Raw genomic sequence first — 21,179 nt, forward strand, 5'->3', positions numbered from 1 at the left:
TTAGCTACTTTCCTGATTGAGATGTTTTTCTGAACATGTGCTGCAACTATTTTTTCTCGAAGATCGATAGAGTATGACTTCATTTAAAAATATTTATACTTTAATTTAAAGTGTACCTCATTACAGACGGAAGTGCTGTAATCATCACCATCGCCACCGTCTAGTATGTTTCTACCAGATGTATAGTCTGCGTATAAGGTATCGTTACCTGCGCCACCATTCAGGATGTTATTACCATAGGAATTTCTAACATTCAAAATGTCATTACCTGCACCACCATTTAGGGTGTTACTTCCGCCGTAGGCGTAGGAGTAGTTTAAAATCGCGGATAGATAATCATTCCCATTGCCACCTTCTAATAGGTTAGTGCCATAGTTTAAATCTGCATACACAAAATCGTCACCCGCCCCACCATTGACGATGTTATTACCATGTGCGTAATGGTTAAGACTTAAGGTATCATTACCTGCACTACCATAGAGTTTATTGTCACCATTACCGCCTACAATATTGTCATCATAGACCGTACCTTTGATCTCCAACCGTTCGATATTCTTGTAACTAACTTGATTTGTGTCGGCAGTAATTAAACCTTCGTTAGTAGCAGTGTTGAAACTTGAGGTAATTTCAACGATCGCACTACTATAGTTAATGTACAAGTAATCATTACCTGTACCTCCATCAACTGTTTGAGTTACTAAAGAATAGAGAACAGTGTTTGGACTACTAATATAGAAAGAGTCGTCACCACTACCACCATTGAGAGTGTTAGCACCCTGAACTCCATAGGCATAAAAAATGTCTGCTCCCTTTCCCCCTGAAACTATATTATTGCCTTTCCATTGATAATTAACATCAAGGGTGTCATTTCCATCACCTCCATTCAGGACATTATTACCAGCAGACAAATCAACTCTGAGATAATCATTTCCGGCTCCACCCTGGAGGGTATTGTTTCCGACTGAGTAGCGAGCAGAAAGCTGATCATTTCCAGTACCACCATCTAAGATATTGTTTCCATAAGAGAAGGAAACATCTAAGATATCGCTTCCACTTCCACCCTTGAGAGTGTTATTTCCAGTCGAGGTATAAACGTAAAGCTGATCATTTCCATCACCTCCATCTAAAAGGTTGTTCCCAGAGGAATTGGCCGCATAGAAAGAATCATTGCCTGCTTGTCCGTATAGACTATTATTACCCTCTTCTCCGTTTAAATAGTCATTTCCTAAGCCTCCATCAAGGTTGTCATTACCTGAGCCTCCATAAAGGTTGTCGTCTCCCGCCAGTCCTTTGATACTATCATTATTATCAGTACCGTAAAGGTGATCATTCTGATTTGTACCAATGATAATTGCCATAAATTTTGACTCCTTTAAAACAATATTTTCTACAATTTTTAAGTTTTCAATTGGCATTTAGTGCTGTTACTATGCACTGATGATTCGCCGATAGTGCCAACTATCGGCACTAGTTGTCAAGACAATTTGCTTGTTTCTGTTCGCAATTACAATCAGTGAGGGCTTGAAACCCACAAATTATCCAATTATATAGGCGTGTATTTTATGGCGAATTACGAAAAGCAGTGAATTGACAATTGTTTTGGTCACCAAACCTGAATACACTAGAGCAGTAAATCATCTCTTATTCATGCTCCTCTGAATACATGGCGATTTTTTAAATTTTTTCAACCAATCAAACCTAAATTTCTGCAAGCCAAAGTTTGCCATTTGGTAAAAGCAATACCAAATCATTTGGTTACATAATAGGGATATCAGGAATAAAGTAATGCCTTAGAAACTGGCATAATGAATACATACTTCATTAATAATGTATCTTCTTTAATGTGTCTATAGATATATAAGCTTATTTACATATAACAAGCGGAATTGAAATGTTAGAAGATCCGGTGATTAAAAGTACATTAGACTTACTCATTGAGCAAAAATGACATCTAAAGATATCCTAAACTGTTCACAATGTACTCACACACAACTAAAGTGAATAGATTTTTTTGCAATTCATCCCAATTAGAAATTAAGTTTTCAGAACACATTAACTCTAAAGGAACAAATGCTTGGAGTAAACAAAATATATATGTCTTGATGGCATGGCTGTCTCTCAACCTTACGGGTGACGCTCCTTCATCGCTAGCGCCAGTCGCTACAACGGGGGTTCACCATGAATCGACAAATACCACATACTTGTTTTATCGCTCTGTGAAAACTTTCAATTCTCCAATGAGGATCATGAGTACCTTGCTGATGAGGGTGCGATCGCGTCAAAATAAGAGTTAAGACGCTGTAACCTAACTTAACAATGACCATAACGCAGCTTGAGCAAATTTCCCCTCAACCAACACCACTAGATGATCGGGAATATGATTATGATTTGGTAATTGTCGGCGGTGGGATTATTGGGTTAACTCTAGCCTCTGCTTTAAAAGATTCTGGTTTGAGTATCTTGCTGATTGAGGCGAAAGCGGCATCAGTGGCGGTAGCTAAGGGGCAAGCCTATGCAGTTCATATGCTTTCGTCGCTAATTTATCAAGGAATTGGAGTTTGGGACAAGATGCTGCCCCAAGTTGCCAAATATTGCCGGGTTCATCTTTCCGATGCCGATTATCCCAATGTAGTGGAATTTGCTACAGATGATATAGGTACACCAGAGTTGGGTTATGTGGCGGAACATCAATCGCTGTTGCAACCTTTGCAGGAGTTTGTCCAAGATTGTCCAAATGTAACTTATCTGTGTCCGGCTGAAGTGGTAAATACGCAGTACCAGAAGGATATAGTAGCGATAAATGTTAAAGTTGCCGAACAGTTACAGACAGTTCGTAGCAAATTACTTATAGCAGCAGATGGGGCGCGATCGCCAATTCGTCAAGCGGCTGGAATCAAAACTTTAGGCTGGAAATATTGGCAGTCTTGCATCGTGGCATTTGTCAAACCAGAAAAACCCCACAATAACACCGCTTACGAAAGATTTTGGTCTAGCGGCCCCTTTGCGATTTTACCTTTACCGGGGAACCGTTGCCGCATTGTCTGGACAGCCCCCCACGCAGAAGCAAAAGCTTTATGTGCCTTAGATGATGAGCAATTTTTAAGAGAACTTACCCGTCGGTATGGTGATCAGATGGGAAAATTGGAATTATTAGGCGATCGCTTTGTATTTCAGGTACAACTTATGCAGAGTGATCGCTATGTTCTCCCCAGACTAGCATTAATTGGTGATGCAGCACATAATTGCCATCCTGTCGGCGGACAAGGTTTAAATTTGGGTATTCGGGATGCAGCCGCTTTGGCGCAAGTAATCCAAGCAGCGCACGAGGCGGGTAAAGATATCGGCGACATTCAGATTCTCAAAGGTTATGAACGCTGGCGTCAGCTAGAAAATCTGACGATTTTAGGTTTCACGGATTTGTTAGATCGGATGTTTTCTAATAATTTCTTACCTGTGGTAGTAGTTCGTCGTCTGGGTTTATGGCTTTTGCAGCGAGTACCTGTATTAAAGGTGTTTATGCTGAAGTTGATGATTGGTTTAAAAGGGCGGACTCCAGAATTGGCAAAACGTTGAAGAAGAAGTCAGAAGTCAGGAGGGTGGGGATTAAGACTCACCACTATCTTGTGAGCAAAAATCAAAGCCTTTCTCACTGTGGGCTACCGTGTACACAATACGGTTTGGTTAAGACTTGATCCCCCCAACCCCCCTTAAAAAGGGGGGCTAAGATGACTCTATTTCCCCCTTTTTAAGGGGGACTAAGGGGGATCAATTAAGGACTGTGCATCTTAACCGAAAAGTATTGACCGTGTACACACAAATCTTTTAGAGTTACTGCGTAACGTCGGGTAAGTTAATTTTTGCAGGTCAATGCAACTAAGGTGCAGGTCGATGCAACTAAGATGCAGGTCGATGCAACTAAGATGCAGGTTGATACAACTAAGGTGCAGGTCGATGCAACTAAGGTGCAGGTCGATGCAACTAAGATGCAGGTTGATACAACTAAGATGTGAGTCGATACAACTAAGATGTGAGTCGATGCAACTAAGGTGCAGGTCAAAAAACTGGTGTTTACACCATAGCACTGTGTAGGAGAGGTTTGGAAAGAGGTTCTAAGAATAGTCGCACGTCATGTTAAAGTATATTTGCTTGTTCATGACTCTTTTTCGGTTAGCAACTACATAAACGATCGCAATCGCTGATATCTTAATTAAGGATAGGCTGTATCAGCAGTTTTACCAGACTGGAGGCAAGGATGGCTAAACACGAATCCAAACAGCACTCACAAAAAAACGTCTCTAACACAGACAAAAAACTTGCTGAAAACTCCTTCCAGGTAAAACTGCAAGAATTGCTGAAGCAGAAAAAATATCGGCAGGCATTGGAAGAAATCAAAAAAATTCAGCGATCGCATCCTGATATTGACTTCACTCCCAAAGAATCAGAGATTTGGTTGTTGCGCGGTCAACAAGAATTCCAAAAGCAAGACTTTAAACAAGCAGAAAAATCCTTTGGACGTGTTCTAGAATTGGGTCTAGTTGGAGATGCTCACTACTGGCAAGCAAAGTGTTTGGTAGAGTTGAATCAACTGGACGTAGCTCTCAAATTGCTCCGTGAAGCTTTTGAAGCGGACAACCTGATCAAAGATTACAGCATTTGTTATCTCAAGCTCCTATTGCTCAAAGGAGATACCGCTACAGTTGAGCAGTTAATCAATCAACAATCGAAACGGTTTAGTGCTGCTCAACTCCACTGGGTACGAGGAGTGATTGCTCTCAAAAAGGAACAACCAGAAACCGCGTTGACATCTTTTGAAAAAATTAAGCGCCCCATCACTCCAGGAGATTTACCAAGTGCTTGGATTGTTTACAGCCAGCAAGTGAGTGGTAATTGGAATGCCGCCGCTAATCTATTGGGGTTGCAGTCATCCCAATTTGCCTTTGCCAAACCAAAGTATTTGGAACATCCAATTTTAGAGCGATTGGCAACTTCCCAACAAGCAAAGACCGGAGAACCACCCCTCAAACCCCAAAATCTGGCACGAGAAGAGCAGGTGATCCAGGATGCAATATCAGCGTTGACAATTGTACAGCTAATTAATGATGGCAATCATCATGATGCCGCTCATGTGTTGCTACGGATGAAAGGAAATGTAACTCGCTTCCCAGAACTAGATAGTCTGCGGACATCGCTTTTAACCCTCGCAGGCCAACAAGCATTTAATCAAAGACAAGCAGAATGTGTACAGCTATTTTGGCAGCCTTTGTTAACAGAGAAACCCTTGAATCCGCAGTTGGCAGTTAACTTATTAGAAGTCTTAGATGCTAATGATTGCGATGAAGAACGCCCACGTTTGTTGACTCGGTTGTTGAAGTGGTTAGAGCAAGAAGCGAAACAAAAACCTCAAGAATGGCCTTCAGAGCGATTAAAAGCAACTTTAGCTCACTTGCATTGTAAGATGGCAGATGCTTACATGGCACTTGGTCGCGATCGCGCCGCTCTCGGATCTCTGCAACAAGCAGAACGCATCTATCCCACATCGCCAGAGGTACTAGGGCGCAAGGGACTAATTGAGGCAATGGAGGAAAATTATACTGAAGCGATCGCACTGATAACTCAAGCAATTGAAGGTGGATGTCGATATGAAGAAATTTACGGTGCCTTGCTGACTTGTTGGGATGAGCTAGGAGACAAACAAGCACGCAATGAAGCTCGTCGTCGCTTTGGCAAGTACTTTGGCGACCTCACCATTGAAACAGAGGTTGAGGTGTTGCCGTGGGTAGATGCCCTGTCTACGCTGAATTACGGCTTCTTTAGTCGTTTGGTGGAGGGTAAAGAGCAGAAAGATCCGGCTATAATTGCCTGTCAAATTTTTGTTAACGCTGTCCAAAGTCCTGTCAACTCCGGTGGACGAGTTTCGTTAAATCAAAAAGCAGCAACCCAAGCATGGGTTGCTCACATACAACAATTATCTAGTCAAGAACAGATTCCTGTGTTGCAGGCGATCGCACTTGCTATTCACCTCTTCGCCAAACGCGAAAAAGGCATTGCTGCTGTAATAAATCAATATCTGCAAAAGTTGTTCAACCTCTCAGCAGAACATCCCGAAGCCAGAGTGGGACATCTTGTTGTTTTAGCTGTCAAAGAAGGTAGTCCTCAAAAACTAGAGTTTCCTCTACGTTTATATCTCGATACCATGCCACAACCAGGCAACGCTCTGGCAAATATTCAACTCCAAGCACGGCGTTTTGGCTGGATTACAACCCTGATTCCGGCTTTAGACGAAGCACTACGTCGAGAACCCCAAAATCCTTTGTTGCTATTAGCTAGAGCCACTACCTACCCTGTTGACAAACCAAAATACGAACAATTGAAGCAAGAGGGATTTGAATTAGCTCGTCGTTTACAAGATGCTAAAGCATTACAAGCCTTTCGGGAAGAGGCAGCATATCTTGCCGCTCAAGAAACTCAGAGCATAATGCCAGATCCAGAGAAATTTGACAATATGAATATGTCAAATATTGATGATTTATTAGAAGGGATGATCAGAAAATTATTTGGTAGCAAAATGCCTAAAGCAGAGTTTGAGCGGATGCTTCCAGAACTCAAGCAAATGATGTTAAACACTATGCCTGACTTCTCAGATGATGATGATGAGGAGGAGGAAGAGTCAGAATTAGACTTTATCTTTAGAAGTTTACCGCCTAATCGTAAACAACAAAAGGGTAGAAGAAAAGGAGGATTTCAGTAATTATTTTAAATAAGGCAGAGGAGAATCTTATAATTCCTAATTTTAATAGACGAAATTAATTAGACGCTATCAATCGCGTCTTTACTCCAAACTTTGGCGTTGCATAAATGCGGGATGATTTTTCTCACGCAGAGGAGCCAGTGCGTTGGGCGGGTTCCCCGACTTGTTCGCGCAGCGTCTCCGGTAAGGAGAAGCACCTGGCGTCGCGCCCAGACGCAGAGAGGATAATGAGTTTTAGATTTCAATACATAACATTTCATCCCTTGATTCGGCAACGCCCAAACTTTTTATGACTTCCCACTACGAACATTTAGGAATTTCTCCAGCAGCTACCCCCGCCGAAATTAAAGCGGCGTATCATGCTAAACTGCGGGAATTCCCGGCTCATACTTATCCAGAAGAATTTAAGGCAATTAGAGGCGCTTACGAGGCACTTCGCAAAGGAGAGACACCGCAAAATGAAGATTTCTTAAAAATTCGTCCATTGGAAGCAGAACTTAACCCAGAGATATTAAAACAGGTGCGGGAAAAAGCGATCGCTCAACTAGAAGTTAGCCTAGATGATTTAATTCGTGCCACATTCTAATATGACAAATGATCAAGAAGTTTTATTTACCAAGTTTTTAGATTATTTACAGTCAGAACAAACGCCACCTGAGTATTTGGGTGAAGCCCCAGAATCTACTAATTTGTTTGACGTATATCAAATGGTGGCAGAATGGACTGCCTTGCGCCATGAAGTTAAGCAACAGGGTAAATTATTGCGTTCTACTCAAGATGCTCTAGTGCAAGCATTGGAAGTAACTCGCGCAGATAAAGAACAGTTGCAAATACGTCTGGAAGAAAGTCAAAAACAAGCATCGGCTAAATTTGAGCAACAGCAGGAGAAACTACTAAAAGATTTGCTGGGTATCCTGGATGCTTTAGATCGAGCTTGTAATTATTGGCAAGAGGAACTAGAAGCATTATCTACTACCTCAAACCCAAAACCTACCCTACAAAAAGGCTTCTGGACAAAGATAAAACAATGGTTTGCTGGTAAGGAAGTTGAATCAACGTTGTCTGAAAAATCAGTAGTATCAGAATCTTTAAGCGAAATTTTAACTAGCAATCAACAGGGAGTCGAGTTAATTAGGCGATCGCTTTTAGAAGTACTACGACAACGGCGTGTTGTTCCCATTGCTGCTCAAGGGAAACCTTTTAACTCCCAGACAATGTATGCAGTCGGACGCGAAGAAAAAGCAGGTGTCACTGATAATACAGTAATTCAAGAAGTAGTACGAGGTTATTTATGTGGCGATCGCATCCTCAGAGAAGCACAAGTGATTGTAGCGACAGGCGTAGCTAGGGAGTTTGAGAAGTAAGACGGAGTAAATCAACCACCAATTCCAAATCAATGAAAATCACGTTTGTTAAGAATTTCTTCAAAAGCAAAATTTCTGCATAAAAGGCAAATGTAATCCTGATTTATAATCAGATCGGGAATATTCAAAATCTAGTTGAAGTATTATCTATAACCGAGAATTGACTATGCCTACTACATCTGATATTCAAATCACGCTTGATCTGAGAAACCCTCAGTTAGATGATGAAGCATTGGAAAAATTAACCCAAAGCCTTCGGCGCGAAATGCTTAACTTAGACGAAGTAAAAGACGTTAAACGTATCCTTGATCCTAATCCACCAGCCGGAAACAAGGCATTAGGCGCAGTTTTGGTTGGGTTGCTAACGGCTGAGGTGAATGCAAAAAATATCAAGACTGTATTTGGATTTTTGAGCGATCGCTTGGTTGGTAAACAGATTACAATGGAGGTTGAAGCCAACGGAAAGAAGCTCAAAGTCACAGCGAGCAGTCAGCAAGAATTGTTAGTAGCAATTCAGGCAGCTCAACAATTTGTAGCATCTACGTAAGAGGTCACAAATGGTTAAGATGGCACTTGTGATCGGGGTCAGTGATTACGCACCAGGTTTGACTCCCCTACCTGGGGCTACCAGAGATGTAGAGGCGATGCGGCGAGTATTACAGCACCCCGATATGGGTGGATTTGATGACGTTAAAACGTTGTCAAATCCTGATCGACAGGTGATGCAGGAAGAGATTGAAAAATTATTTTCGGGTCGCACAAAAGAGGATTTAGTGCTGCTATTTTTCTCTGGTCATGGTGTCAAAGATGACAACGGTAAGCTACATTTAGCTACGCGCATCACTCGTAAAACCTCACAGGGAGAACTAATCCAGGCAACAGCGGTTCCAGCCAGTTTTGTGCAAGACATTATGAGCAATAGCCGCTCTCAGCGACAAGTTGTAATTCTAGATTGTTGCTTTAGTGGAGCATTTGCCGAAGGTTGGTCAGCTAAAGATGACGGTTCTGTAGATGTGAAAAAACAACTGGGAGGAGAAGGACGGGCTGTCCTCACATCTTCAACTTCCACCCAGTATTCCTTTGAGCAGGAAGGGTCAGAACTTTCGACTTACACTCGTTATCTAGTCGAGGGAATCGCTACTGGAGCAGCAGATCTCGATAACGATGGTGTGGTTTCCATTGATGAGTTGCATGAGTATGCCAAAGGGAAAGTTCAAGAAACTGCGCCTGCAATGAAACCAGAAATTTATGCAGTCAAGGAAGGTTACAAGATCCGTATTTCTCAAGCACCCACCGAAGATCCCAAGCTAAGATATCGCAAAGAAGTTGAGCATTTTGCTAGTCGTGGTGTGATTTCTGGTGTAGGTCGTAATGTCTTAGATGCGCTACGAGATGGACTGGGACTGCTACCTGAAGTTGCTGCGGCAATTGAAAACGAGGTGCTTAAACCTTACCAGGAGTACCAGAAAAGATTACAGCGCTATGAGCAAGTTTTAGTTGAGGCGATTGGGCGCGAGCATTCTCTCAGTAGCGATACTCAAAACGAGTTGAAACGCTTGCAGCAAGTTTTAAAACTTAGAGATGAAGATATTGCTCAAATTGAAGCTCAAGTTATTTCCCAGAAAATAGCAGTCCATCCGTCAGGTGTGCCTGCGAAGGTGATTCCGGCTCAACCCGTCTTCCGTAGTGAAGATGTGGCATCAATCAAACCGCCAAACAAATCCGTAGCAGCAAGCCAAGCTGAAACTCCTACCCCACCCTCAAAACCTAACAAAGTTGGTTTATTAATTGGGTTAGGAGTTGCGATCGCTGTTTTTGTTGTTGTTTTTGTTACTTCTTCTCGTAGACCAGGAGTAATCCCACCTAATCCCACCCTAGACCCACAAATTCCTAGTCCAGTTAAGGCAGGTCCCATCTGGAGCAATGAGGATGCAAAAATCAAATGCCCTGTAGCCGCCGCCGCCGTCAATGGAGAATGGAACGGTCAGTGGATAACGACTGTAGAGGGAAAAGAGTCCGTTTGTTATTTAGTAAAAACCCCTTCCCCTTAACTTCAAAAGATAATTGGTGGTGTTCTCGATTTGTTGATGCTTCCTCTCAACAATTGCACACGGAAAGGAAAGCTACGTTAACAGTTATGATGCAAAGGCGATCGCAGTGATTGCAACCGTCAATGGCAAAGGTGGTTTTGTGTCCACGGATCTCAACCAATCTTTGATGCAACTACAATCGTTTATTGGCGTGATTACCCTGACTATTCTGGTGCTGACAGCAACAATATCAGCACCCAAAATTAATAATTAATTTATTAAATTACGAATTACGTTAGCGTAGTGGTAGCGAGTCTGTGTACTCCTGCAAAGAAGCAAGCTACGCGCAGCTAGCTGCCTGCCCTGAGCAGTTCGGCAAGTTTTACCATAACACCTGCCGCTTGCGGGGGGTCTCCTAAAGAGCGTCATTACGAATTATTCAGTCATTGCTGTTGTATTTGCTTTTGTACCCAAAGACGAAAAGCTTTGAGCGTTGCATTTCTGCCTGCTGTTGTACTTTGCTCAAGATATTGGGGAATCGCCTTAATTAGTGGCAATCCAGGAAAATTTAGGCTTTGCTGAGACTCTACATAATGTCCATCTCGCAGAACATTAATTTGGAGCTTTCCTTGCTCAAAACGCCAAAGCTCAGGTACTTTTAGCGCTTCATAAATATTAGGATGAGTGCGAGAAGTAATATCAATTTCTAGAGCTAAATCTGGAGGAGGATCTACTGTTAAATCTAGTCGCTTCTTGCCGCGAATCTTAGATTCATTTTTTATATAGAAACACTGGTCAGGTTCTATACCTTTAGCCATTGCTTGGTTTTTAAAAGTTGTAGAACCAAGACATCTAAACTCAATATCTAATTCTTCCAAAAGCGCTTTGACTAAATCACCAATAATTTCTTTATCGTCTTCATGTTCTGGCAGTGGTGCCATAATCTCTAATATTCCCCTGTCATAAGCAATTCGTGCAGCGCGGTGTTCCCCTAAATCTTCTAGAATTGTTTCCAATTCCTGCCAAGTTACATCTTGCAATAGCACTCTTTGTCCCGGTGGAACATGAATGCGCTTTAATTCCAACAACATCATCTCCACTCCCAGTAGCTTAAACTTAAATTTAGCTTACTCTAGTTGACTAAATACGCTGCGACAATTTTTGCTACTTCATTACTAGAATTGTTAGATAGTTGAACACGCAGCAGCTTGTTGTCGGACATCGTTTGCTTAAAGAACCCCCTTATAAAAGCGTGTCGAGGGGCGTAGTTTGAAGAAAAAACCTCTGAGTTCCCAGAGGTTTTAGTTCCTGATTTAGTTTCTACTTGTTACTACAAGTTGTCCTCAGTCATTTCCTGATGGGGAAGAAAATTTTCATTTGAGTAATCACTCAAGTACTCGTAACTAACTTGTTCTGTACTGCCATAAATCTAATAGTTGTATGCGATCGCCTGTCATAAGCTGTCGTAACGTAGATAAAGGGTAAAAAATTTCAGTCCATCAGCAGGAACCCTAGCAAAAATTTTTGGAATCCTTCCTATGCAATCCCCGAGTCAAGTTAAGAGTTTAAGGTCGAATGAATTAGCACTCTAGCACCATTACTTTTATTTTACTGAAAAACACTGAAAATTTATAATCTACCACTTTAATTGAAAGATTCTGTAAACTTTCGGTTTTCAGTTTTTTCTTAATTAATTTTTGTGTATATTGTCACTCAGCAGAAGCGATAAAAGCAGTAAAAATAGCCTAAGAATCATCTCTGTGTCTACACTACTAATGCAAAAAGTCCTGTTGTAGATAAGTTAGCCCTTATGAATCATCTTTATCTTTATTTAGTTGATTGCTCGCAACAGCCTTTACACCCGTCAACTGTAAGCGTGGCAAAACGATTAATTGACATTGTTGGAGCCATTGTCGGGCTGATTATTACATTTCTACTAGCAATCTTCGTAGCAATTGCTACCTTTATTCATGAACCAAGCCCAATATTTTATTCCCAAATTCGCTGTGGTTTGAACGGAAAACCTTTCCGTATATGGAAATTCCGTTCTATGATCGTCGATGCCGATAAACTCAAGCATTTGATCGAAAATCAAGCCAAAGGTCACATCTTTAAATCTGTTGACGATCCTCGCATTACTCGTCTGGGTAAATTTTTGCGGCGTACTAGCCTAGACGAATTTCCCCAATTTTGGAATGTTCTGATCGGGGACATGAGTTTAGTTGGTACTCGTCCACCTACCCCTGATGAAGTCACGCATTACGATCCACACCACTGGGATAGATTACGAGTTAAACCAGGCATTACCGGAGAATGGCAGGCTAATGGTCGTTCTAGCATCACAGACTTTGAAACTATTGTCAAGATGGATATAGATTATCAACGCAAGTGGTCTGTAACTTACGATCTGAGTCTGATTGTTAAAACTATCTGGGTAGTATTCAACAAGACTGGTGCTTATTGAATTGGGGCATTGGGCATTGGGCATTGGGCATTGGGCATTGGGCATTAATTATTTCTCCCTCATCCCCAACTTTCTTGTTCTGACTTCTGACTTCTGAATTCTGACTCCTGAATTCTTCTTCAACCCTTAACTCCGCTACCAGTTTCCGTGGGTACAATGTAACGTTGTAAAAATAAGAATAGTAATAATACTGGAGCGATCGCAATGACTGAGCCAGCAGCTACTAAGCGCCAGTCAAGGGAAAATGTCCCTGCTAGCTTTGCGACTCCCAAGGGCAGAGTGTATAAATTTTCGTCTTGGATGACAATTAAAGGCCACAAAAAGTCACTCCAAGCACCAATAAATACGAAAATAGCTAAAGTTACCAGGGCTGGGCGAACTGCTGGTAACATAATATGCCACCACAAACCTAACTCTGAGCTACCATCCATGCGGGCGGCTTCTTCTATCTCTTTGGGGACACTTATAAAAGCTTGGCGCAGCAGAAAAATACCAAAGGCAGAAGCTAAACTCGGAAAAATCATTCCTAAATAAGTATTTCTCAAACCCAACTGGACTGTCAAAATATAGAGGGGAATCATCACGATTTGGAAGGGAATCATAATCGTAGAGACGATCGCTACAAAAATCCAGTCTCGCCCCACAAACGACAATCTTGCCAATGGATAGGCAGCTAAAGCGCAAAACAGCAAATTTAAGCCCACAGTCAGCACTGACACTAAGGTACTGTTATAAAGGTATTGTCCAAAAGGTAGAGAGTTCCATACACTAAAGAAGTTATTTAGTGTCGGTTGAGTGGGCAATAACTGTGGCGGCGACTGAAAAATATTTTCCGTAGGCGATTTTAAGGCTGTACTAATTAGCCATAGTAAGGGGAAGAGCATCACCAGTGCGATCGCTCCTAATAGCACATACATTAGCAGACTTTGCGATCGTGATTTTTTCCAGTTCAGCATTTGATTAATAAGGAAAATTATCTTTTCAGAAAATTGAATTATATCTCACTACAATCTCTTAGGAGTTAGGGCTGTGGTCAAATATTGGGTGGATGCTCAAATACCCAACTTATTTGAGAAATCGGTGATCTGTGAATTTCAGAAAGTAAGAGTGTTAATCAGAATTAATAAATGTCTCAATACTCCTCACAAGTAGCTGCCTTTCTTCATAGCTAAAACCTCTACAACATTCATTTAGAGGTAAAATATTGCCTGACTTTAATTTTAAATTAAATCGATAAACTCCAAAAACTATCTATAGCATTGCTAAAAATATTCGTTAAAAACCAATACGCTTGGGTTAAGTATAATTGTAAATTGGCTTGAACTTAGGTTAGGGGTTTTGGCGCTGAATCCTTCAGCCTTTGGGAGTCAATCCGGTTTCGGTACAAATAGCTTGTAGTGGTTTATCCCAAAGTTCAATCGGTAATTGGGACAAATAGGCAAAATCAAAGACAATTCCGATAGTCTGCTTTGTCTGCCACTGCGGTAAACTGAGCAAGCGATCGTAATATCCGCCGCCATAACCCAAACGATATCCTTGACAATCACAAGCTACACTGGGGACGAGAATCAAATCTACTTCGGCAGCATCTAAGATTGGAGCATCTGGGTATGGTTCAGTAATGCCATAAGCGCCATTTTGCACAAAATCTTGAGGTGTCCAAATATGCCAATATAAGGATTTGTCAACGCAGCGAGGAAATCCCCAACGATATTTGGTGTTTGCAAATAGTGGACTGAGGTCAGGTTCTTGACGAAAGCTGAAATAAGCGAGTATTGTTTTTGCTTGGGTGAACAAAGTAGAGTTTTGTAAATGAGAGCAAATGCGATCGCTTTTTTCTCTCCACTCTCCAACGGACATTGATTGACGTGTTTTGAGTAGAGTGCGGCGTAGTTCTGCTTTATTTAGTTGATGATTAACTTTATCCATGAAAATTTATCGGGTCAAACAAATAAGCTGGGCATCGCCCAGCTTATACCACCCTACATTCATTAGTACATCGTTATGCAGCGTGTTGACGATACCACTCAATGGTATTCTTTAGCCCTTGCTCAAAGCTGACTTGAGCCGTGAAATTAAAGGCTTGCTTTGCTCGTTCAATATCTAAACAACGGCGGGGTTGACCATTAGGCTGATCAGTTTGCCAAACAATTTCACCCTTAAACTCCATCAGTTCGCAGATTAGAGTTACTAAATTAAGGATGGAGATTTCTTCACCCGTTCCCAAGTTAACTGGTTCCGATTCGTTATAGAATTGAGTTCCCATAACAATACCCCGCGCCGCATCTTCTGAATATAGAAACTCGCGGGTAGGACTACCATCACCCCAAACTTGGAGTTGCTTTTCTGCCTTAATTTGGGCTTCGTGAACTTTGCGAACTAATGCTGGAATAACATGAGAACTTGCAGTGTCAAAGTTATCTTCTGGGCCATATAAATTCACTGGCAGTAAATAAATGCCATTAAAACCGTACTGCTGGCGGTAAGATTGCAATTGGACTAAAAGTGCTTTTTTGGCAATTCCGTAGGGAGCGTTGGTTTCTTCTGGGTAGCCATTCCAAAGATCATCTTCTTTGAATGGCACTGGGGTAAATTTAGGATAGGCGCAGATTGTGCAAACACAAACGAACTTTTCTACTCCAGCTTGATAGGCAGCATGAATTAGCTGGGTTCCCATAATCAAGTTATCGTAGAACAACTCTGCGGGTTTTTCGCGGTTTAGACCGATGCCACCGACATGAGCTGCTAAGTGAACAATTATGTCTTGCTGGTCAACTGCACGTTGGGAATTTTCCCAGACACGTAGATCACGATCATGCGATCGCGGTATCCTAATTTTCTCACGATCAGCCCCTGCTTGACACAGCTGATCTATCACCTGACGACCTAGAAACCCTGACCCACCAGTGACGAGAATGCGTTGATTTTTTAGTTCTAAGGCGGTCATATTTTTATCCTCTGTGGTGTGAAATCAGAAGTGGCGAGCGCCCAGTTCTTGACGAGTAGTAGCAATATCATGTTGAAATTGCAAGCCATTTCCATTGGGTGAAGTGTGACCTAATACTTGTAAGTCTGCTTCTACCATTAGAGAAACTAGTTCTTCAAAGGTTACTGATGTTGTCCAGCCCAACTGCTGCCGTGCTTTGGTAGAATCGCCAATCAATAATTCTACCTCAGATGGACGGAGGTAACGCTCATCAAACTCTACATAATCTTTCCAATTGAGATTCACATAATTAAATGCCAGTTCCAGAAACTCCTTTACTGAGTGAGTTTCACCAGTGGAAATTACGTAATCATCTGGCTGGTCTTTCTGCAACATTAACCACATTGCTTTGACGTAATCTTTTGCGTAGCCCCAATCTCGCTTGGCGTCGAGATTACCCATGTAAATTTTTTTCTGCTTACCAGCAACGATACTAGCCACTGCTCTAGTAATTTTGCGGGTTACAAAGGTTTCACCACGGCGGGGTGACTCGTGGTTAAAAAGTATGCCATTACAAGCAAACAAATCGTAAGACTCACGATAATTTATAGTTTGCCAGTGGGCGTAAACTTTTGCACAAGCATAGGGACTGCGGGGATAAAACGGCGTTGTCTCACTTTGAGGTATTGCTTGTACTAAACCGTACATTTCTGAAGAACCCGCTTGGTAAAATCGCACCTGAATTCCGGTACGCTGTTGGTAGTCCCGAATTGCTTCTAACAAACGCAACGTCCCCATTCCGACAGTATCCACCGTGTATTCTGGTGAATCAAAGCTTACTCTGACATGGGATTGAGCACCGAGGTTGTAAATCTCTACTGGCTTGACATCTTCTAAAATGCGCCGCAACGTCGTACCATCCGTCAAGTCACCGTAATGCAGAAACAACCGGACTCCATCTTTGTGGGGGTCTTCGTAAATGTGATCGATGCGGTCTGTGTTGAAGGTAGAAGTTCGGCGAATGATGCCATGAACCTCATAACCTTGTTCCAATAAAAATTCACTTAGATATGAACCATCTTGACCGGTAATACCAGTAATCAACGCTCGCTTCTGTTGCGTCATGCTCAATTATCCTTTATTGTCTTTGATTAAAAAGTTACAGGCAATCTGATACAACCTAACAGCTAATTACTGAATTGCCTAATGGGAAACCTACGAGATATTGTGATTAGGAGGCTTTTTCCGTAAATAAATATACTTAGTAAAAAGTAGCTTAACACGTAAGCTTAACCTTGGATAAACCATGTATATTTTTCTTTTACCACATAGATCAAGATTCTTTAAATATTGTGTATTATGTATGTTTTTTTGTCAAAACTTCATATATCTCTGGTTTTGTGAAGACTAAATAAAATAGGTATTTTAAATTAGACTTCTGGCAAAAATCCGAAAAGAGGAAAACGAACTATAGATGCTCACTCAAAGAAGTCTGAGCTAAGTAGAAAGGCACAAATTATAGATAACTATATAGACAAGATGAACAGTACTTAGTCTTACAGCCAAAACTGGTACTTAGGGGCATTAACTGCCCCATAGAATCGAGCTAAGTAATTACTCAGTATGCTCCGTTATTTTTGGGCAGAATGACCACGTCTACAGTTTTCAAAATAATCCATAAATCAAGCCAGAAATTCCTACATTTGACATAATGCAGGTCTATTTGAACTCGCCGAGGGTAGGGAATGTCATTACGCCCAGATACCTGCCACAAACCAGTAATTCCTGGACGGATTTTTAAAATCTCGTCAATGTGACAACCGTATTTTGGCAGTTCTTCTGCTACCAAGGGTCGGGGACCGACTACACTCATGTCCCCTTTTAAAACGTTCCAGAACTGGGGAAATTCGTCTAAGCTAGTAATTCGCAAAAATCGACCAATTTTGGTAATCCTGGGGTCTTGTTTCAGCTTAAAACTGCTTTCAAATTCTTGTCGCAACTGGGGCGATGTTTCCATCATTTGCACGAGGATTTCGTCCGCATTGCTTACCATTGTTCGGAATTTAATACAATTAAACGGTTTGTAATTTTTCCCCACCCGTTCCTGAATATAAAAAATTGGCCCATCCGAGCTGAAAGCAATCAGCAAGGCCAAGATTAAGTAGACGGGGAAAAACAAAATCAACACTGACAGCGAAAACACTATATCAAACAGTCGCTTGGCAAACTCTCCGTTTAAACCCTGAAAAGATAAACTTTTGGGTTTAACTCTTGGCGTCTTTGTTTTTTGACCGCGTTTTAAGAAAGTACGCGTAGACGCTTTAGTGTCTTGCCGTACGCCTCGCTTGCCGGAGAGGAGTGAGCTCTGGGCAGTCATCATACTCCTTAATTAATCCACACCACACATAGTCCCAATCTTAAAGCCAAAATGAGGTGCTTCTGGGGGAAATTACCAAAAGCCTAAAAAAATAACTACATTAACCAAGACCATCATTCCAAAAACGGTCTTTTTTCGTTGCACTTGTTTACAAAATCTAGATAACGGTGTGCAAAGATTTGCGGTGAAAATTGCGCGGCGTGCGATCGCATATACTCAGAACTGAATGAACGCTGATATATTTCAAACTTTTCTACTGCCTCCACCAAAGCTGCCTCTGTTTGCTTCCTGAAAAGTATACCTGTTCCTGTATCCGCACAAGAACGAATATCTCGCACCGTTTCTAAAGCACCCCCTGCACCGTAGGCAATCACTGGTGTGCCACAGGCTTGTGCCTCCACTAAGGCGATACCAAAATCTTCACAAGCTGCATACACAAACGCTTTCGCTCTAGCCATATATTTTTTTACCACATTATCGGGTTGCCATCCCATTATTTGGATATTGGAGTTTGCTATCTTGCGAATCTCTTTCATTTCATCTCCTGTACCAATTACTACTAATGGTCGTTTTAGTTGATTAAAAGCCTTGACAATCAACAATACTTGCTTGTAACTCACTAGCCGGGAAACTGTCAGGTAAAAGTCCTCTTTCTGAGATAAAAATGGAAATTCTGTAATATTCACTGGTGGATAAATGACTGTTGCTTCTCGCCGATAGCAGCGCCAAATCCGCCGAGATGTATGCTGCGAGTTGGCGATGAAGTAATCAACGCGATTGGCACTCAATACATCCCACTGGCGCAAACGATGTAACAAATATCGCGTCACCCACCCAGGTAAACCACTCCCCAGTTTGCTGTAGCGTAGATAGTCAAAGGTCAAGTCCCAGGCATAGCGCATAGGGCTGTGGCAGTAACAAATATGCAACTGATCCGAAGTGGTAAGGATTCCTTTGGCAACAGCGTGGGATGAAGACAGAATTATGTCATAGTGCCGCAAATCCAGTTGTTCAATTGCCAAAGGCCACAAAGGCAAGTACTTTTGTACGCCGTTGCGAGCATAAGGAAAATGCTGAAGAAAGGTTTTGCCAATTTGACGCTTGTATAAATAACTTTCAGGATTACTTGATTCAAAATCGATGAGGGCATATAAATCAGCATCAATGTGATTCAAAATTTCCCGCACAACCAGTTCTGAACCACCGGTGGCTTTGGGTGTCAGCCACTCATGAACCAGAGCATATTTCAAGGACACAGCTAACTTGAATAAATGGAAAAGTGAGTAATTAACGGGAAGCGCTCTAGATTAGCAAATAAGACGCAATTTTTCCCCAAGGGTTCCAGATGGATGCTGCAACCTGATAACCTCAGATTGGGCATTGGGCATTAAAGGGGAAATTTATGCGAATTCTAATTATGGGTGGCACTCGGTTCATTGGTGTCTATTTGACTCAACTACTAGTGGAACAAGGACATGAGGTGGTGCTGTTCAATCGGGGGAATCGGCCAGCACCTTCTTTACAGGGAGTAGGACAAATTATAGGCGATCGCACGGATGCTACACAGCTAAAAGCAAAATTATCACCAGAAAATTTTGATGTTGTTTTTGACAATAATGGCCGGGAACTTGCTGATACTCAACCATTAGCAGAGATTTTTCAAGACCGAGTGCAACATTTTGTGTATATGAGTTCGGCAGGGGTATATCTGAAATCTGACCAACTGCCCCATGTAGAGGGTGATCCTGTAGATCCTAAAAGTCGTCACCTGGGTAAGCATGAAACAGAAGCTTACCTAATGCAATTGGGATTGCCCTTTACTTCCATTCGTCCTACTTATATTTACGGACCACGTAATTATAACGAGTTGGAAAGCTGGTTTTTTGACAGAGTTGTGCGCGATCGCCCCATTCCCATCCCCGGAAATGGATTGCATATCACGCAGCTAGGTCATGTAAAAGATTTAGCAAAGGCTTTGACTCAAGTTTTGGGCAATAAACAGGCAGTAAGAGAGATTTATAATATCTCTAGCGATCGCTTTGTCACTTTTGATGGTTTAGCCCGTGCTAGTGCTGTAGCGGCTGGCAAGTCAGCCGATGCTGTCAAAATTGTTCATTACGATCCGAAAAAGTTTGATTTTGGCAAGCGCAAAGCTTTTCCAATGCGGGTGCAGCATTTCTTTGCTTCGGTGAATAAAGCGCAAACAGAGTTAAACTGGCATCCTGAATATGATTTGATTTCTGGGTTACAAGACTCTCTGGAAAACGACTATTTGGCTAATGCAAAAGATAAAGCTGATGTTGATTTCTCTGTAGATGACGAGATTTTACAAGTGAGTAAAAATGTTTAAGGGTACGTCGCTGTGCAGTAGCCAGGGCGAATAGAATTCGCCCGTTTTGCTTAAGTTGACTGATGCTTTTCGCATCTTCAAAACTCATCGGGGTTAACGCCTAACTCTCGCAGTTGTGCTGCTAATCTGTTAGCGCGTTGACTTTCTCGTTCGACGGGAGTGGGAAGCCAATTCCCAGATGCATCATACCAACGTAGCCACAATCGCTCAATTTGTTGGTAAGAACCTTGCCAAAGCCCTAAGCCCAGTTCCAAACCCGGCATCCAGACCCGTGGGGCACTCAAGTCTAATTCGCTGTAGCGGTCTGCAACTAATTGGAATGCTTGGAGTTTGTCAGTGTAGCGGTCAAACACAATGTAGTAAGGAACTCGCAAAATCCGCTCATAAACTTCCCATTTGGTCGGCGGTTGGTTAATCTCCCGCAGAGTTTGTCCTAAGTCTTCTTTTTCAGTGCCAGGAGAAAGCAATTCTACCACTACAAAAGGAGCAACACCTTCTTGCCAGATAACATAACTGAGACGCAAGTTTTGCTGTTCGTAGAGACGCGAAACTCCCACAGCAGCAAACCAATCTGGGCGTTTGTACCACAGTGTATGCCGGAGGTCATAGTAAAGGTTTAAGTCGGTGGCAACAAATACCTCCTCTGCTGGATAGTTAGGCGGACAGAAGGTTTCGCGCAGAAGTTGGGGTTGAAAAAGGTGAAATTCGTCAGGCAAACCAGAGTCCTCCGGGCATTCACTGGGAAGATCGTACATGGTGGGTAGGGTTTCTTTTGCAGGACGAGGCGGGTCTGTTTGGTACATAAGGGGAATCCTGACCGACTAACTTTAAGTTAACGGATCGCGGTAAAGGTTTGGCGAAAGTCAAAAGAAAAAATATTTTATTCTACCTGGGAAAGACGCGATAAATTGTGTATTTAG

The 21,179-nt window shown here is 42.0% G+C and carries 19 protein-coding genes; 10 read left to right on the forward strand and 9 right to left on the reverse strand.

Translation table 11 applies throughout. The features are described 5' to 3' along the window. Nucleotides 1-83 precede the first annotated feature (83 nt). Nucleotides 84-1,415: a calcium-binding protein gene (locus ACEW80_RS27365; protein WP_373529620.1), complete on the reverse strand. Its 1,332-nt coding sequence runs from the start codon at nt 1,413-1,415 to the stop codon at nt 84-86. Between the two features lie 582 nt (nt 1,416-1,997). Here ACEW80_RS27365 and ACEW80_RS27370 point away from each other — a divergent pair. From ACEW80_RS27370 to ACEW80_RS27405, 8 genes are all read left to right on the forward strand, one after another. Continuing rightward, nucleotides 1,998-2,294: a hypothetical protein gene (locus ACEW80_RS27370; RefSeq protein WP_373529621.1), complete on the forward strand. Its 297-nt coding sequence runs from the start codon at nt 1,998-2,000 to the stop codon at nt 2,292-2,294. A gap of 22 nt (nt 2,295-2,316) precedes the next feature. After that, complete coding sequence (locus ACEW80_RS27375; RefSeq protein WP_373529622.1) at nt 2,317-3,573, forward strand: FAD-dependent hydroxylase; 1,257 nt, start codon at nt 2,317-2,319, stop codon at nt 3,571-3,573. Between the two features lie 679 nt (nt 3,574-4,252). Beyond that, nucleotides 4,253-6,748: a tetratricopeptide repeat protein gene (locus ACEW80_RS27380; RefSeq protein ID WP_373529623.1), complete on the forward strand. Its 2,496-nt coding sequence runs from the start codon at nt 4,253-4,255 to the stop codon at nt 6,746-6,748. A gap of 289 nt (nt 6,749-7,037) precedes the next feature. Next, on the forward strand, nt 7,038-7,334 hold the full coding sequence (locus ACEW80_RS27385; RefSeq protein WP_373529624.1) for a DnaJ domain-containing protein: 297 nt from the start codon (nt 7,038-7,040) through the stop codon (nt 7,332-7,334). A 1-nt stretch (nt 7,335) separates the two neighbouring features. Further along, on the forward strand, nt 7,336-8,112 hold the full coding sequence (locus ACEW80_RS27390) for a nucleotide exchange factor GrpE (protein WP_373529625.1): 777 nt from the start codon (nt 7,336-7,338) through the stop codon (nt 8,110-8,112). 166 nt (nt 8,113-8,278) lie between these two features. Next, nucleotides 8,279-8,659: a hypothetical protein gene (locus ACEW80_RS27395; RefSeq protein ID WP_373529626.1), complete on the forward strand. Its 381-nt coding sequence runs from the start codon at nt 8,279-8,281 to the stop codon at nt 8,657-8,659. 19 nt (nt 8,660-8,678) lie between these two features. Next, entirely contained in the window at nt 8,679-10,163 is a 1,485-nt protein-coding gene (locus tag ACEW80_RS27400) for a caspase family protein (protein WP_373529627.1), read from the forward strand. A 106-nt stretch (nt 10,164-10,269) separates the two neighbouring features. Then, entirely contained in the window at nt 10,270-10,416 is a 147-nt protein-coding gene (locus tag ACEW80_RS27405; protein WP_373529628.1) for a hypothetical protein, read from the forward strand. Nucleotides 10,417-10,585: 169 nt separating this feature from the next. On the opposite strand, the gene ACEW80_RS27410 is transcribed toward ACEW80_RS27405, so the two are convergent. Continuing rightward, a complete protein-coding gene (locus tag ACEW80_RS27410) occupies nt 10,586-11,233 on the reverse strand; it encodes a Uma2 family endonuclease (protein WP_373529647.1) in 648 nt (215 codons plus the stop codon). A gap of 719 nt (nt 11,234-11,952) precedes the next feature. On the opposite strand from ACEW80_RS27410, the gene ACEW80_RS27415 reads away from it, so the two are divergent. Next, nucleotides 11,953-12,606 carry a sugar transferase gene (locus tag ACEW80_RS27415; protein ID WP_373529629.1) on the forward strand — a complete coding sequence of 218 codons (654 nt, stop codon included), beginning with the start codon at nt 11,953-11,955 and terminating at the stop codon, nt 12,604-12,606. 119 nt (nt 12,607-12,725) lie between these two features. Here the strand turns inward: ACEW80_RS27415 and ACEW80_RS27420 are convergent, their stop codons facing one another. From ACEW80_RS27420 to ACEW80_RS27445, 6 genes are all read right to left on the reverse strand, one after another. Continuing rightward, entirely contained in the window at nt 12,726-13,562 is an 837-nt protein-coding gene (locus ACEW80_RS27420) for a carbohydrate ABC transporter permease (RefSeq protein WP_373529630.1), read from the reverse strand. 397 nt (nt 13,563-13,959) lie between these two features. Continuing rightward, nucleotides 13,960-14,535: a 5-formyltetrahydrofolate cyclo-ligase gene (locus ACEW80_RS27425; protein ID WP_373529631.1), complete on the reverse strand. Its 576-nt coding sequence runs from the start codon at nt 14,533-14,535 to the stop codon at nt 13,960-13,962. 73 nt (nt 14,536-14,608) lie between these two features. Next, nucleotides 14,609-15,553 carry a GDP-L-fucose synthase family protein gene (locus ACEW80_RS27430; RefSeq protein ID WP_373529632.1) on the reverse strand — a complete coding sequence of 315 codons (945 nt, stop codon included), beginning with the start codon at nt 15,551-15,553 and terminating at the stop codon, nt 14,609-14,611. Between the two features lie 24 nt (nt 15,554-15,577). After that, nucleotides 15,578-16,657: a GDP-mannose 4,6-dehydratase gene (gene gmd / locus ACEW80_RS27435; protein WP_373529633.1), complete on the reverse strand. Its 1,080-nt coding sequence runs from the start codon at nt 16,655-16,657 to the stop codon at nt 15,578-15,580. Between the two features lie 493 nt (nt 16,658-17,150). After that, nucleotides 17,151-17,909 carry a sugar transferase gene (locus tag ACEW80_RS27440; protein ID WP_373529648.1) on the reverse strand — a complete coding sequence of 253 codons (759 nt, stop codon included), beginning with the start codon at nt 17,907-17,909 and terminating at the stop codon, nt 17,151-17,153. Between the two features lie 113 nt (nt 17,910-18,022). Beyond that, a complete protein-coding gene (locus tag ACEW80_RS27445; protein ID WP_373529634.1) occupies nt 18,023-19,165 on the reverse strand; it encodes a glycosyltransferase in 1,143 nt (380 codons plus the stop codon). Between the two features lie 146 nt (nt 19,166-19,311). Between ACEW80_RS27445 and ACEW80_RS27450 the strand changes: the two genes are divergently transcribed. Beyond that, nucleotides 19,312-20,259 carry an NAD-dependent epimerase/dehydratase family protein gene (locus ACEW80_RS27450; protein WP_373529635.1) on the forward strand — a complete coding sequence of 316 codons (948 nt, stop codon included), beginning with the start codon at nt 19,312-19,314 and terminating at the stop codon, nt 20,257-20,259. Between the two features lie 77 nt (nt 20,260-20,336). Here ACEW80_RS27450 and ACEW80_RS27455 read toward each other — a convergent pair whose 3' ends face one another. After that, nucleotides 20,337-21,062 carry a Uma2 family endonuclease gene (locus ACEW80_RS27455; RefSeq protein ID WP_373529636.1) on the reverse strand — a complete coding sequence of 242 codons (726 nt, stop codon included), beginning with the start codon at nt 21,060-21,062 and terminating at the stop codon, nt 20,337-20,339. Nucleotides 21,063-21,179 lie beyond the last annotated feature (117 nt).

The sequence above is a fragment of the Nostoc sp. genome (genome assembly GCF_041747015.1).
Classification (GTDB): domain Bacteria; phylum Cyanobacteriota; class Cyanobacteriia; order Cyanobacteriales; family Nostocaceae; genus Nostoc.